This is a genomic window from Flexithrix dorotheae DSM 6795 (genome assembly GCF_000379765.1).
Lineage (GTDB): Bacteria > Bacteroidota > Bacteroidia > Cytophagales > Flammeovirgaceae > Flexithrix > Flexithrix dorotheae.
In genome coordinates this window covers 131,518-147,690 of record NZ_KB903432.1, presented here as the reverse complement: position 1 = coordinate 147,690, position 16,173 = coordinate 131,518, and the positions used below count along the sequence as shown (strand labels likewise).

The window sequence follows — 16,173 nt, the reverse complement described above, 5'->3', positions numbered from 1 at the left end:
TAACCTGTAATTTTTTTAATTATAACATTTACTCTTGAACTTAGAAGTAAAAACTAGCACTAAATTATTGGCATGGATAAATTAACTGAAAAATTACCTAACTGGCTTAAAAAGCTTTTCCGGGTATTTTTATGGATAGTTGGTGCGGTTATATCCCTCCTGCTGTTGCTAGTCATACTCATTCGTATTCCCTACATTCAGAATTACCTTACCCAAACGGCCACCAATTATTTGGAAGAAACCCTAAAAACCAAAGTAGAAGTTGGAGGGATTAAATTGAACTTTCCTAAAGCTGTTGCCCTGGAAGGCATTTATATAGAAGACTTACAAAAGGATACCTTATTATATGCAGGGGAAATTGCCGTAAATCTAGATTTTTATGCTTTGTTTAATAGCCGAGCTCAGGTGGACTATTTTTCTGTGGAACAATTGACAAGTCATATTTATAGAATAGAAAATGACACGAATTTCAACTACCAATTTGTAATTGATGCATTTTCCAGTGAAGATACAACCACCGTGGAAGATACTGCTCAAAGCTCCTTTGATGTAGGAATTGATGATATTATCCTGTCAAAAATTAATTTTACCTATTCCGACTATCTGGAAGCTACTGATTTCGATTTCCATTTAAATGAACTGGAAATCGAATTTGAGGAGACTTCTTTGCTGGAAAACACTTTTCTGGTCGATCAAATTAGCATTAATGGCATAAAATCCTCTTTAGTACTAGGAGAAAAATCTACTGGTAACCAACCTTTGGAAGAAGAAAAAACTGAAAGTCCCTCTATCGAAGATGAGTCAGCTTTACCACATCTGGGGCTAACCGAACTAAATCTTCAAGACATCAATTTCAGATTTCAGGAAAAAACTGCTGGCCAGAATCTGCTACTTAATTTGAATGAATTGGCATTTCTTCCCGGTAAAATTGACCTGAATAAACAGGAGCTGAATTTGGGTAAACTGAACTTGAAAAATTCCCTGGTTCAATTCGATCAGGCAATGTTACCTGTTCAAGATTCATCTCAGCTTCAAATAGCAGAAAGTGATATTTCTTTGGATTCTACAGCATCTGCTTCACCGATTTCTTTAGATTTCGGCTGGGTTGTAAAAATGAATGAGTTGAAGCTGGAAAACAACACCATTAAATATAATGATCACAATGTTACACCAGTAAACAAGGGTTTTGATCCTTCTCATATTGAATTTAAAAATTTCAGCCTTGAGTTTAGGCATCTGCTGGCCGACAGGGAAAAGGTAGAATTTATTCTGGAAAATTTTTCTGTAATGGAAAAAAGTGGTTTTGGCATCAACAACATAGCTACACAATTTTCTATTAACCATCAGAAATTAGCCCTTCAAAACCTTGAACTCCTTACTTTCAATAGTGAGTTCCATGCAAATTTAAAGGCTACTTACCCAGATCTTAAATCCCTCACCGCTCAACCAGAAGACATTTTGCTGGATTTTGAAATTGACCAAACGAAACTCTTCTTCAAAGATCTGATTTATTTTGCGCCCGACCTGGACAGTGTGCCAACCATAGGTGGAAATTTGGAGAAAAATATTGCTCTTGATATTAAAGGAACGGGAAAAATCAGTGATTTTGAACTGGAAAAATTTAACTTTTATACTTTCGATGAGACTAAATTTATTAGCCACGGAGAGGTAAAAGGCTTGCCTGATATTAATGCCCTAAGGTTTGAATACTATATCGATTCTCTCCATAGCACCCAAAAGGACTTACTGGCCATTATCAATGATACTTCCATTACCAATCCATTAAACCTTCCCAGCTTCATCAATTTGCAGGCTAGTGCTTCGGGAAAACCAGATAGTCTGGAAGCAGAAACCCGATTTCATTCCAATTTTGGTTTAATTCGATCCATCACTTCTTTTGAAATGGACACTACCAGAAACACCGATTTCCTTGACTTCAATCTCGACCTGGAAGATTTTAAATTTGGTGAGTTTTTAGAAGATGAAACTATAGGGCCTGTTTCCTTAAATGCCGAAGTAATAGGAAAAAATATTACCACAGAAAAACCCAATATAAAACTAGAGGCCTCCATCATCCAGTTTCTTTACAACCAATACAATTACAGGGATTTAGACATTCTAGCCAATTATTTTGGTGATTCCCTGAATGCGGAAATCACTTCGAAAAATCAACCCCTCGATTTTTCATTCACCACTGGCCTTTCTATGCAGGAGAAAGATACAGCACTTTACCTGGATATAGATTTAAGAAATATCGATTTTTTTGCGCTGAATTTACAACAGGCGGAAACCTCCATTAAAGGAAAAATTAATTCTGAAGTACACCTACGGGACTCCACTTTTATGGACGGAATGTTGAAGGCTTCAGAACTGGTAATTGTATCCAATAAAAGGAAATATCCCATTGAAACCACCGACCTTGATTTTACACTAAAACCAGGAAAATCAGATATTAATTTGATCTCTGATTTTATGACCGTTGACCTCAACGCTTCTTTTCATTTGCTGGAATTTGGGGAAGTGGCAGAAGCGGCCTATTCCCGGTTTCTCAATCCTTCAGATTCTTTGGAAGAAATGCTCAATGAGAAAAATTTTGACTTTGAAGTACAGATTCTGGAAGAAGATTTTATAACTGACATTCTGGTACCAGACCTTCAAAAAATTCAAATAGGAGATATAAAAGGAGCCTATTTGGGTAATCAGAATAAACTGGACGTCAATATTGATATTCCGAAAGTAAATTATGCCGATATTGAAGTTGATTCCTTTCTGGTAGCATTGGAAACAAGTCAGGATATTCTCGATTTTAATGTTGGCTTTTCCCAACTCACCATTGATTCTTTTCAGGTGGCTTATCCGGAAATTGGAGGTAGCGTGGGAAATGGAAAACTCGCCCTGGGTTTTAAAATGAAAGATGAAAAAAAGAAATATAAATATCAGATTGAAGGTGATCTGGAAGTGCTGGAAAAAGAATATCGATTTAAATTCCTGCCTGAAAAATTTATTCTGAATTATAATCCCTGGACTGTAAATGAACAAAATGCCATTTACATAAGTGATGAAGGGTTGAGAACAGAATACGTAGAAATATCACATGAAAATGCGGCTATCAATTTTGCGGTAGAAGAGGAAATTACAAACCTGAACCTCAAAAACATTGATCTTTCCGATCTTTTTCAACTCATCAAAACCACTAAGTACAACACCCAGTTAATTACCGGAATGCTCGATTTGGATTTAAACCTGAACCAGACATCCGACTCCTCATCCTATTTTAGTGTTGATTCTAAAATTACTGATTTTGCCCTTCTTGAAGCTGATTTGGGTACATTAAGTCTCTCCGCTGACGATAAAGAAAACCACAATATCGCTATAGATATGGCTTTGAAAAATGATAAGAATGATCTGGAGATAGCTGGTATTTATCAGTCCATTGAAGGAATTTTTGATTTCGATGTGGATATCAATCAACTTAGTTTAAAAACACTTGAGCCGCTCACCCTTGGCAACCTGAAGGAAATGAATGGTTTAATTACCGGAAATTTAGAGGCTCAAGGAACCGCTCAAAAGCCATTTGTCACCGGGATGTTGAACTTTAGAGAAGCTACTTTAAATCCTACCATGATCAACACTTTATTTAAAATGGATAATGAAAAAATTGTGTTGGATGAACAAGGAATAGAATTTCAGAATTTCACCTTAAAGGACCGGGAAGATAACAAGCTGAGTGTAGATGGATATTTAATCACTGAAAATTATACAGATTTTGATTTTGACCTGAATATTAATGCCAAAGATTTTCAGGTGATAAACAGCACCAAAGAAGATAATGATGAATTTTATGGGAAGTTTGTGATGGGAACTGACCTGGATATTACCGGTAACATGGATTTACCCGTAGTGAAAGGAAATATTTCTATAGATGAAGGCACAGATATGACTTATGTTCTTCCTCCTGAAGAATTTGATATGATTTCCGATGAAGATATTGTGGAATTCAGAAACGTAAGTGAAGCAGGAGATACTACTTTTAATTACAATTTCAACCCGACAATTTCCGCCAATGATACTATCATTCCTACCTTCACAGGAATTGAACTTAATACGGTAATTGATATTGATAAAGAAGCTCAGTTTGGTGTAGTAATCGATCCAAAGTCCGGAGATTACGCCAAGGTAGTGGGTGGAGGCCATCTAAACTTTCTGATGAACAAAAGTGGAAACATGACGCTTACAGGAAGGTATGAAATTACCCGTGGGGAATATTTGCTTTCTTTTTATGGATTGGTGAAAAAGGAATTTCAAATTGCAGAGGGAAGTTTTATCAGCTGGACAGGGGATGTGTTGGATGCCGAGGCCAATATTTCCTGTTTGTATGAAGTGAAAACCTCCTCCCTTGAGCTGATAGCCAATGAGATTGGTAATGATGAAAGCCAGCAAAATATCTATAGACAGAAATTACCCTTTACGGTAGAAATTGATATTAATGGAGAACTCATGGAGCCTAATATCCGCTTTGGAATAGGGCTGGAAAAGGAATACAGAGTGAAATATCCCACAGTGGCTAACAAACTGAACATGTTGGACGATCCCAACTACGAATCTAAAAGAAACCAACAGGTTTTTGCCCTATTGGTATTGGGTGGGTTTATTTCCGAAGTTCCGGTGGCTTCTAATCAATCCACAACCAGCATGGCCACTTCTGCAGCCAGAAATAGTGTGAATGGCATGTTAGCTGACCAACTCAATAAACTTTCCGGAAAATACATTCAGGGTGTAGATTTAAGTTTCGGTCTCGATACTTATGATGATTATTCCGGAGGACAGGCCCAAACTAAAACCGAGCTCGATGTAAAAGTCTCAAAAGAATTTATGAATGACCGACTTGAAATTGAGGTTGGGGGAAGTTTTGATTTGGAAGGGGAAGAAAATCCCAATGAAAAACAATCCTCAGGCATAGATGCAGATGTCGCCATAATTTACAAACTCACAGAGGACGGCCGCTATCGGCTAAAAGGATTTAGAGAAAATTCATACGATACTTTCGATGGGGAATTGGTAAATATGGGAATTGCCTTTATCATGGTGAAAGATTTTCGGGAATGGGGAAAAGAAGAGAAACAGAGCAAAAGGGAAAAGAAGATCGAAAACCTGATCAAAAAGCTGGGATTAAAGGAGGAGGAAAATGAATTGAAAAATGAATCTGCAGCCAGTTCAACCCAGAAATAATCTTATTAAATAATTAGCAAACCTTCAATAACAGGGAAGTGAACTTTAAATATTCAATTTTTTTAGCTTTTATCATTTGTTTGGGTAGTTGTACCGGATTGAAAAAGCTGGAACAAGGATATTACCTCTACAATGGCAGTGATATTGAAATTAAAACGGAACATGAAGTCTATAATGAAGGAGATTTAACGGACGAACTTTCCAGCCTGATAGAACCTGGGCCTAATGGTAAAGTGCTCTGGATGCGGCCAGCTCTTTCCATTTATAATACCATGGGTCAACCCCAAAAAGAAAAAGGGTTAAAAAACTGGATAAAGAAAAAAATGGGCGAACCACCTGTTTATTTATCCGAAGTAGATGGTCAGGCCATTTCCAAAATGATGGAAAACAGGTTATACCACCGTGGTTATTTCAATGCTACAGTAAATTACCTGGTTAATAAAAAATCAAAAACCGGAACACTCACTTTTGAAGTTCAACCTGGCCAGGCCTACCTGATTGATTCTGTTATTTATCCAACAAATGGCGATACCTTATCTATGCTGGTACAGAAGCTCAGGGAAGAATCTCTAATTGTTCCGGGAGAACCGTATAGTTTAAATAACTTACAAAATGAAAGAGCCAGAATTGAAAAGTTTCTGAAAAATGAAGGGTATTATTATTTCAGAGGAGATTATTTCAAGTTTGTAGTGGATTCTACGGTGAACAACCACAAAGTAAACATTTACTTGAAGCTGAAGGAAAATCTTCCTGAGGAAGCCACCAGTCCCCAGACAATAAACCATATTTATGTGTATCCGGAACATTCCCTGAACAATGATTCCCAACCAGATACTTTTGAAATCTATGATTACCACTACATTCCTGAAACTTATGAATTTAAACCAAAAGTGATCCTTAATTCAATATTTCTTGAAGAAGGAAATTATTACTCCAAATCTGATCATACCAAAACCCTTAATTATCTGATGGGGCTTGGTGTTTTTAAATATGCCAATCTGGAATTTCATGATGTTGAAGGCAAAAATGATAAACTGAATGCTTCCATTTATACCACTCCACACAGCCGTTATGTTTTTTCTTCAGAATTCAATGTCATCACCAAGTCCAATAATTTTACCGGGCCGGGCATCCGGTTGACTTTAAAAGATAGAAATCTGCTGGGTGGAGCCGAAAAATTGTCCATCAACCTGGATGGCCGTTTTGAAGTACAACTCAATGGTGGAGGGGATAATGTCACCAACTATGAATTGGGAATTGAGCCCGTTTTGGAAATTCCAAGATTCTATCCTTTTCGATTAAAAAAACTTGCTAAACAATATGTGCCCATTACACAGGTTGGAGCGGGTTTTAGATACTTAAAGCGGGTGGGCCTGTATACCTTTAATTCATTCAATTTATTCTACGGGTTCAACTGGAGGAGCAATCCATATATCACCCATAATTTCCGACCAATAGATATCAATCTGGTGAAACTGACCAGTAAATCACAGGAGTTTGAAGATTATCTCGAACAAAACCCAAGTATTAAAAGAAGTTTTGAAGAACAGTTCATTTTGGGAACAAACTATAATTATATCTATACCAATGAAATAGATAACAAAAGAAATTACATCTACTTTAGAGGAGAAGCTGATTTTTCTGGTAATTTGATGAGTCTTGTCAATGGTGGGTTATCCTTTTTGGAAACTGATTCCACCGGATCTTCTAAAGTATTGGGTATTCCCTATTCACAGTTTTCAAAATTTACAACCGATTTCAGGTATTACTTTGGAGCAGGGGAAAAGAGTAAATTTGCTACCCGGTTAATTCTGGGAGCAGGAATTCCATATGGAAATTCCGACATTCTGCCCTATGTAAAGCAATACTACATTGGTGGTACCAATAGTATCCGGGCATTTGTAGCTCGCTCTGTAGGTCCTGGTTCCTATCTTTCCCCAAATGCCGGAGGTAATTTACTGGTAGATCAGACCGGGGAATTGAAGCTGGAAACCAATATTGAATACCGCTTTCCCATCATTAGCATGTTGAAAGGAGCTTTGTTTGTAGATGCAGGAAATATCTGGCTGATAGATGAAGATCCCAACCGGCCAGGATCAGGGTTTTCCGGAGACTTTTTCAAGGAAATTGCCATGGGAACAGGGTTTGGTTTGAGAGTAGATGCCGACTTTTTTGTCTTCAGATTAGACTGGGCCTTCCCACTCAGAATCCCCAACCTCCCCGAAGGAGAAAGATGGGTAATAGATGACATCGCCTTCGGAAACAAAAGCTGGCGAAAGCAAAACCTAATCTGGAACATTGCAATTGGATATCCATTCTGAGAAGCACTATTTCAAAATTTGTTTTTTAAAACACATTCCTTTTTCTCAAGCTGTGACAATTTTACCTTAAAATTTGTATAAACTCCACCCACCTGGCTTGAGCTTTTTGCTTAAGCCTTCCAATAAAATCCAGTTTTCAACTGGATTCAGGCAAAATACACGATTGGATTTTTTTATTGATTTTTCCTTCCCAGCAGGGTTTTCTGCAAGAAACCCTGCGTATTCCACCCAACCCAGTTTAAAGCTGGGAATTATTCCAAGTCTTAAGTTTTAAAGCTAGAGCAGTATTGTCTTGCCTGAATAAATTAGGGTTGCTGAATTACCTCACTCCTCCATCTTCCCCTTTTTTAAATAAACTTTTTTCTGAATGAAAGAAGGCAATTCTTCTTCATAATGGGTGATGAAAATTAGGGTGGTAGAATTCTTTTTCAATAAGTTTTCCAGGAGCGCATTGGCCAAATGGATGCTTTTCCAGTCCATTCCCTGGTAAGGTTCGTCCAATAACAGGTACTCCGGATTTTTAATTAATGCCCTGATAAATAAGAGAATTTGCTGCTCTCCTAAAGATAGTTTCCCGAATATCTCATCCCTTTTATGACTTAGGCCAAAGTAGGATAGACACAAATCTATAAGTTCAACTTCTTCGGAGGTTAATTTTCTGGCCACATAAAACTGATCGAAAATTCCCGTGGCTACCGTTTTGGCTGCAGACAATTTGAAATTAAAAAACAAATGCAGTTCCGGAGAGACAAATCCCGTATGCTTTTTTATATCCCAAATGCTTTCGCCCGATCCTCTTTGCCTATCGAAAAGGATAATGTCATTGGCATAAGCCAGGGGATTATCGGCATACATCAAACTCAACAAAGTAGATTTCCCAGAACCATTGGAGCCTAATAAAGCCACTTTTTCCCCCTGTTTCACCTCCCAATTGATATTTTGTAACACAGGCTTCCCATCATAGTTAATTGATACATCATTAAACTTAATGATGGTCTCAAAATCCTTGTGATTGGCAAATTTATCCCACTGTTCTTTAATTTTGGCCAACAAATCTTCCCTGATTTCCACCTCAACATTCACGGGTTCAGGCCTTAGTTTGCCGGCATATTTTATTTTGCTATCTTTCAATTCCAGTTCACGATCCATAATATCCGGCATATCGCTTTTCCTTCCGGCAATCACCAATTGAATATTGAAATTTTGGGACAATTCCTTCAGCCAGTCATTAAACACATTCCTGCTTTGCTTGTCCAGGCCAATATAAGGATCATCCAAAAGCAAAAGAATGGGTGCTTTCAAAATGGCTTTCACCAATAATAATTTCCTTCTCTGTCCACTGGAAAGTTTGATCAAATGCCTTTCATAAAGTTCCTGCAATCCACCTTTTTGTAAAATTTCCTGGTGATGGGAATTTCCTTCATCAAAACCAAAAGATTTCAGGTAACCTTTCACATCAATACTTTCATCGGCAATGGATGGCTGATACCGTTGCTGGTAAAAAAAGGCAGCTGGTTTAAAAATTTTATTGCTTTCCGAAAAAGTTACCAGTTGCACATGGTGAAAAAAATCCAGGGGGGAAGCCGGCTCTCCATCAATTGTATAGTATCTTTTCCCCTTCACACTGGGGATTTTTCCAGATAAGCACTTCAGAAAAGAGGTTTTCCCCGACCCAATATCTCCGGTAATGGCCCAGTTTTCATTTTCTCCCAATTCAAAATTTAATCCTTCAAACTGAATCTTCCCTTTATTCAGGAAACTAGCCTCATCGTATTTTATACTAATCATTTTTGCGCTTTTTCTTTTCTTTTTTTCAATTGACCAAACTTCAAATTTCTATATGAATATGGTCATCATGCCGGACAGCATGGCAACCATGGAACCGGACTTTCCCTGTATTTAATCCCAATCTTGTCCTTAAGTGTGGTTCAATAAAAATCTTTTTGATCTCTTTCCTTCGGGAAAGTTCAATGATAAGTTTTTTAGTCCTTTTTTCATCAAATTTCATGGAAGAAAATACCCAGTTGGGAATAATTTCACCTAAAATTCCATATTGCCAAAAGCCTTTTCTTTGGCATATTTCGGGCATATTTTGCTCCCCTTTTTTCGGACCCTCAAATCCTCCATAACCAATTGGTGAAGGAGCCTTGTAGTCCAATCCTTTTCCGGTTTCGTCATCATAATAATAAAAGGCCAAATCGAGTTTTTTACCATCTTCATGACTCAGATGAGGCAGTAAAGGAAAACCATTGAAAAAAGGAAAATTAGCATCAAGATAGCTAATTCCTGTTCCAGGATATTGTCCATTCATGCTTTCTGAAACTTCCTCCAACAAGATTTTCAATTCTGGTTTCACATAATGTCGGTTTAGCAGGCAGGTCCAGATGGTGAGAGGTTTTAAATTGCCGAAATTGACAGGCAATGGAACCCTTCCATTTTTTTCTGCCAAAATAGGAATGATGGTAAAAGTAGCGACCAGATAAAGACTTAAAAAAATTCCCGTTTTATAAAAAATTCTTTTGCCGGCAGAATATTTTTTGATTGAAGAATCAAAAAATAGAGTACAAAAATAAATTATTCCACCCACCTGTGTGATTACAGTAATTATTAAGAAAAAAAATATAATTTTAATTAACTTTAGCGCCATCATAAACGATGTTCTTCAACATTACTTTTTAAGATTTATAATTTCTATTCGGAAAATTAAGTAATAATCTCAGCTTCAGGATTCTAACAGCTAAAAAATTAACTTATGAAACTAATAAACTCAGGTATAAAAATCTCAATATTATTAATTGGATTAATAGTGTTTGGAGCGGATGGTTTTGCCCAGGTAAGTGAAGCAGATTCTGTCCAAAGTCCTGTAAAAGAAAAGAAAGATCCTCGACCAATTGGAGAGCGAATTTATCTTGGAGGAAATATTGGTTTTTCCTTTGGTAACTATACCCGGATTTCTGTAAATCCTCTTATTGGTTATAAAATCACCCCTAAATTTTCAGGAGGAGTTACATTTGGCTATGAATATGTAAGAGACAAACGATACCCAAAAACTTATGAAACTAATAATTATGGAATGAGTCTATTCACCCGATATAGAATCGTTCCTCAGCTTTATGCCCATGCAGAATATGCCTGGATAAATTATGAATTGTTCGATACTATTGGAGAATCTTCCAGAGAAACAGTACCGTTTTTCTTTGTAGGAGGAGGCTACAGTCAACCCCTTGGCGGGAGAACATGGCTCAACCTGCAGGTTTTATTTGATGTTCTGCAAGATGAGCGATCTCCTTACAAAGCTTGGGAGCCTTATATTACCGTAGGTGTGGGAGTGGGCTTCTGATGCCGGTTCACTCCGGTATTTTTCCCATCTACTATTTTTTATTATTTACGTATAAATAAGTAGGGTAATATTGCCTAAACAACCAAACTGTTTAGCACCATGAAAACACTAGCAACCCTACTAATAGTTAATCTTTTATTCCTTCAAATTGGTTTTGGACAAACCTTTTCCAGTACGGAGGAACTCTTCCGGGAGTACGGCATTTCAGTTGAATTCCTTAATGAAGCCTTATTTGGAAACACTCAGGAAAATTTCAGTTTTAAAACCACGGAGGTAAAGTCTATTAAATCTCCAGAGGCTTTAAATCCTTATTTTCAGACTGTGGAAAAACAATATCTTTCTACTACTGGAGAATGGAAAGTGCTGAATAAGGACAATTCCGATTGGAATGGCTTTTTAGATAATGAGAAAGTTTTAATGCCACATGCGATTCAGTTTTTGAAAGTTGAAAATATATCATTACTTCATGAGGATGCTCAATCTTTAACTTTTAAATTCCATTTTCAGGCTAAAGACTTACCCAAAAATCAGAAGCACCTCAAAGTATTTGAAGGAAAAATCATCTTAAGTAAAGCCCAAAAAAGCCTTGATAAAATTGAAGTATACGCCACTTCAGGCTTTAACACGGCCACTGTTACCAGAGTACGTTTTTTTAATGCGGTTCAGGTTTACAAAAAGGATTTGAAAACAGGTCTTCCATTATTACAAAGGGAAACTATAAAAGCTGAGAGTGGAACTTTTGGTAAATCAGTTGTACTGGATAAAACCATCCATTATTATGATTATAAACAGGATGTCCAACAACAGAATGAAGTTTAAAGGTTGGGGAAAAATTCATTTATAATACAGTTTTTTCCCTAATCAAATTAACCTCTAGGCGGGAAATTTCCGAAGCGTTATTTCCAAAATTACTTCGGATAAAAGTCAATATTTCAGCAATTTCCCCATCGTTCAATGAAGTGGCAAAGCCCGGCATTTCCTGATTGTACAGTTTTCCGTTTACCTCAATTTCATCTGACAAACCATTTAAAACTGTGGCAATCAACTTGTCTTTATCTCCGGTAACCCATTCTGTTTCAGATAAAGGAGGAATTAAATCCGGCACACCATTCCCATTTTCCTGATGACACGGCATACAGTTTCTTTGATAAAGGCTTAATCCTGTATTGACATAATTGTCTACCTCAATCTCAATTTGTTCCTCATTCTCCGTCAATAATTTTTGATTGGACATTTGGGAAATTTTCGCCATCAGATTTTCATCTGCTTTTGATAACCTGATTATCTTGTCAAATCCCTTTAAGGGAAGATGATCATAGGTCCAGGGCTGAGACTTTGGGTGCCAGTCAAGATTGCTGGTGCACAAATAAATATCACCATCAGGGGAAACCATCACATCCCTTATCCGACCCAATTCTAATTGAAAAAAAATACCCTCTTTTTCGATTCTTGAACCTTCAGGATTCAATTTAAGTACCCGAAGCGATCTTCCTTTCAGGCTACCTAGGAGCAAACTATTGTTCCATTCAGGTATTTTTTCATTTTCGTAAATGCTTAAACCAGCCACTGCAATTGTAGGAGTATAGGCAATAAGGGGCTCTATTACTCCCGAATCCAGGCAAAACTGTTTTTCCTGTGCTTTATCGCAAAACCCTTCCACATTTGGCCAGCCATAATTCCCCAAAGGCTGGATAATATTTACTTCATCATCATTGTTGGGACCATGCTCGGAGCTGTACAAAATACCATTTTTCCCAAAAACTATTCCCTGACTGTTTCGATGTCCCCACGAATACACCAGACTTCCGGGAATAGGATTATCCTCAGGAACTGATCCATCCAGATTCATCCTTAGCACTTTCCCTGACAAAAGATTTACATCCTGACTTCCTCTCTTATTTCCCGCATCTCCTGTGGTTAAAAATAATTTATGGTCTTCGGAAATAACCATCCTTGAACCGTTGTGATAACTTTTCCCCGGAATATTTCCCAGAATTATTTTCGGGTTATGCAGTTGATTCTTTTCTTTATCATACTCAAATCTCACTATTTTCGAAAAACTGGGTGTGCTTTTACCGGGTTTTTCATCGGTGTCCGATGCATAAGTATAATGTAGGAATACAAAAGGCTGATGTTCAAAATCAGGATGGAAAGCCAGGCAATATAACCCCCTTGACTTTTGAAAAATAAGATCATCAATTTGATGGATGGTTTTTACCTCTCCGGTTTCAGGGTTTACTTTACTTATAAGTCCTTTTTGTTCCGTAAACCAAATCCAGTTGTCAGGTCCCCAGGCCAAATCCCAAACTACCTCACGATCACCAATCACTTCACTGACAAGAAGGGTAGTTTTTTCTAATTGGAGATGTGCCTGATATTTCGATAAAGCAATTTCTACTGCTGCTCCTCTCTGGGTTTTAGGGGAGTTGCACCCCAACAAAAAACAAAAAGCAATTCCGGTTTTTATTAAAAAAACAATTGGTTTTACGCTTTCTCCCATAATTCTCTGGCTGTTTTGAGGTCTTTGCGCATGGCTTTAAAAACTTCCTCTTTGGAAATGGAGATTTCTCTTTTCCCATGATTTGCACCTCCCAGATCATATTCCAAATGCAGAGACACAGGCAGGTTAATTTTATATTCTTTAAGCAGTTTGAAATAACTTATAAAATCTACCATTCCTTCTCCAAGAGGGGTATTGATTAATTTCCATTTTCCATTTTCTTTCACCCATTTATAATCCTTCAAAATAATGGTTTTGATCCTTGGTCGGATTAACCTCAAACCAGTAGGCCAGGATTTTCCTCCTTCTACAGAAGCATGTCTGATATCATATTGGCAACCAAGATATTCCTCATTGGCTTTTTCCAAAATCTCCCAGATTTCCCAAATTGCTGCACCTACATACAATCCTGAGTGATTTTGGTAAGCGCCTACAATACCCACTTCCTTGTTCAGTTTCCCAAGATCCTTCATCATCACTTTAAATTCTTCCACCGCACCGGGTATTTCTTTGTCTTTCGGATATTTCAACCAACCAGTTCGGTAACACTTAAATCCCTGTTTGGCTGCGGTTTCTAAAACCTTTCTGTTTACCGGAACTTTTGCATCTGTTATGGCTGTAGTCATCAAAACGGTTTTTAATCCTGCCTTTTTAATGGCTTCCACCGCCTTGGGTAAATCCTCTTCTACCCTTTCAGGTTCTACATGTCCCTTTGGCCGGACCGTTAAATCCAAACCGGCAAAACCCATTTCGGCTGCAGCATCTGCCATATCTTTATAATCCAGAAATTGCAGATGTTTGGAAAAAAGGTGGATTTCCATTGGTTGAGTTTCTTTTGATTTATTCCCAAAAACATTTACAGGATTGATAAATGGAACAGTGCCAACTGCCGCAGCAGAATAATTTAAAAAAGTTCTTCGGCTAAGTTGCTTTTTCATAATCTTGTATATCTTTTGTTTAGATATTGCATTAAGTTTTTTGACTGGTTTACAGACTTTTTTTGCTTTTTAAATCAATTCGACCTGGTAAACCGGATCAGGATTTTAAAAAAGCAATATTATTTCGCCTCCGAAATAACCTGTTCCGGAGCCGCCAGTTTTTCACTGAAAAAATGGTAGTTGACTAAGGCAAACGCAGTTAGAGAAAACATTAAAATTAAATCCAAGCGGATGCCAATGTAGCTATTTGGAATAAGCCCCATTAAAGATCCTATAAATGCCAGCATGCAAACTAAAGTAAACACAGGCAATGCCATGTTTAATTTTTTAGTAGCAAAAATTCCCACGAAAATCATTGGGGCCATCAGGGCTGTACCCGCAAAACTGGTCCTGGCCAATAATACCAACTGGTCACTGGTTAGCAGTGAGAAAATCAGGATGGTAACTGCGAAAAATACGATTGCAATTCTGGTAATTTGAAGCATTTTGGAATCTTCCCCTTCCAATAGTGACCTTAACTCTCCTCCCATCGCAAATATTTGAGAATCAGAAGTGGAAATTGCCGCTGCAATTAGCCCAATTACCGTAAATGCGGCAATAAAATCTGTTTGTTCTGTAATTAATACATTACTGATAAAGTCAGCGGTGCTGGCTTCGGGATGATTAACCGCCCCATACATGCCAATAAGCAGCGTGGGAAAAATAATAATCATAGCAAACACCCCTACCCCAATAGCCATTCTGAATAATGATTTGTAATTCTTCATGATAATGATTCTGGTTACCACATGTGGCTGAGTAAACGGAATCATCATGATGGCAATAAAGGAGGCAATTAAAAATTGAGGTGTAAATAATCCTTTGGGTCCGGGAACTGAGAGCAAACCTTTATTCACTTCTTCAATTTTTACGAAAAGATTATTCATATTTCCAAAATAGGTAAGGCAGTTATATCCGATAATCCAAATCACGATTAACAATAATAAACCCTGAAGCATATCGGAATAAATAATGGCTTTCAATCCACCTATTTCACTATAAGTCAACATAAGGACTACCATGGCAGTTGCCCAACCCCAAATCGGCATCGCTCCCGGAAATGTGGCATTTAAAAATATGGCAATTCCCCTGATCTGTATCGCCACATAGGGAACTAAAAAGATAAAAGCTCCTGCAAATACGATATATCCGGCAAACTTATTTTTATAGCATTGGACGATTAAACCTGAAAGCCCTTTGAAATCTTCCCGCTTTGCTTTTTTTCTTAAATAGTAACCCACAGAGATGATAGCAAAAACCATTGCAGCGTCTGAAAAAGCAAGGAACATCCAGGAACCCACACCATGAGTCCTGAAAAAATCAGGCATCCCGATAAGTGTAAATGTACTGAAAAGTGTGGCGGCAAAAGTAAAAATGCCGAGCACTGACCCAATTTTGGATCCAGCTAAAAGGTAGGTTGCAGTATCTTTCTCTTTTTGTCTGGTTACCAGGGAAAAAGTAACCAGTAAACCTAAATATATGATAGAAATAACTATTAAAATGGGTATCATTCTTCTTCTGGGTTATTTTTTCCGGGGTGAACTTTTGTACCTAAAAAGGTAAGGAATACTAATAAAAAACTCAATAACATGCTTACCCAAAGCGGATAAGGCATTCCCAGAAGTTTTGGTTGAAAAATATTATTTGGAATGGCAAGTGGTGTAAAGCCCAGAATACTTACTATAATGGCAGCTATACAACAAACTTTCCACAAAATTTTTTGATGAGATGGCATGGTCAATTAGTTTAGGAACCTGTGCTATGAATTCTGATGAGATAAAATCTCTCCGTCAGGCTTTTATAAAT

10 protein-coding genes are annotated in these 16,173 nt (G+C 37.4%); 4 read left to right on the top strand and 6 right to left on the bottom strand.

The annotated features are described in order from the left end of the window. Positions 1 to 72 precede the first annotated feature (72 nt). Both A3EM_RS0107910 and tamL read left to right on the top strand, forming a co-directional pair. Positions 73 to 5,229 carry a translocation/assembly module TamB domain-containing protein gene (locus tag A3EM_RS0107910; protein ID WP_020527655.1) on the top strand — a complete coding sequence of 1,719 codons (5,157 nt, stop codon included), beginning with the start codon at positions 73 to 75 and terminating at the stop codon, positions 5,227 to 5,229. Positions 5,230 to 5,267: 38 nt separating this feature from the next. Then, positions 5,268 to 7,550, top strand: coding sequence for a translocation and assembly module lipoprotein TamL (gene tamL, locus A3EM_RS0107905; protein ID WP_044237759.1), 2,283 nt, complete (start codon positions 5,268 to 5,270; stop codon positions 7,548 to 7,550). Positions 7,551 to 7,874: 324 nt separating this feature from the next. On the opposite strand, the gene A3EM_RS41825 is transcribed toward tamL, so the two are convergent. Beyond that, positions 7,875 to 9,338: an ATP-binding cassette domain-containing protein gene (locus tag A3EM_RS41825; RefSeq protein ID WP_020527652.1), complete on the bottom strand. Its 1,464-nt coding sequence runs from the start codon at positions 9,336 to 9,338 to the stop codon at positions 7,875 to 7,877. 40 nt (positions 9,339 to 9,378) lie between these two features. Further along, positions 9,379 to 10,200 (bottom strand): hypothetical protein, encoded by an 822-nt coding sequence (locus A3EM_RS0107890; RefSeq protein WP_020527651.1) that lies wholly within the window; start codon positions 10,198 to 10,200, stop codon positions 9,379 to 9,381. 102 nt (positions 10,201 to 10,302) lie between these two features. Here A3EM_RS0107890 and A3EM_RS41820 point away from each other — a divergent pair, with 102 nt between their 5' ends. Then, positions 10,303 to 10,890, top strand: coding sequence for a hypothetical protein (locus A3EM_RS41820; protein WP_020527650.1), 588 nt, complete (start codon positions 10,303 to 10,305; stop codon positions 10,888 to 10,890). Between the two features lie 99 nt (positions 10,891 to 10,989). Then, on the top strand, positions 10,990 to 11,709 hold the full coding sequence (locus A3EM_RS0107880; RefSeq protein ID WP_020527649.1) for a hypothetical protein: 720 nt from the start codon (positions 10,990 to 10,992) through the stop codon (positions 11,707 to 11,709). Between the two features lie 19 nt (positions 11,710 to 11,728). On the opposite strand, the gene A3EM_RS0107875 is transcribed toward A3EM_RS0107880, so the two are convergent. From A3EM_RS0107875 to A3EM_RS0107860, 4 genes are all read right to left on the bottom strand, one after another. Then, positions 11,729 to 13,390, bottom strand: a complete 1,662-nt coding sequence (locus A3EM_RS0107875) for a PQQ-dependent sugar dehydrogenase (protein WP_020527648.1) — start codon at positions 13,388 to 13,390, stop codon at positions 11,729 to 11,731. After that, complete coding sequence (locus A3EM_RS0107870) at positions 13,375 to 14,328, bottom strand: TIM barrel protein (protein ID WP_020527647.1); 954 nt, start codon at positions 14,326 to 14,328, stop codon at positions 13,375 to 13,377. The genes A3EM_RS0107875 and A3EM_RS0107870 overlap by 16 nt, the downstream gene beginning before the upstream one ends. 119 nt (positions 14,329 to 14,447) lie before the next feature. After that, on the bottom strand, positions 14,448 to 15,878 hold the full coding sequence (locus tag A3EM_RS0107865) for a sodium:solute symporter family protein (RefSeq protein ID WP_020527646.1): 1,431 nt from the start codon (positions 15,876 to 15,878) through the stop codon (positions 14,448 to 14,450). Continuing rightward, a complete protein-coding gene (locus A3EM_RS0107860; protein ID WP_020527645.1) occupies positions 15,875 to 16,102 on the bottom strand; it encodes a hypothetical protein in 228 nt (75 codons plus the stop codon). The genes A3EM_RS0107865 and A3EM_RS0107860 overlap by 4 nt, the downstream gene beginning before the upstream one ends. Positions 16,103 to 16,173: the final 71 nt, after the last annotated feature.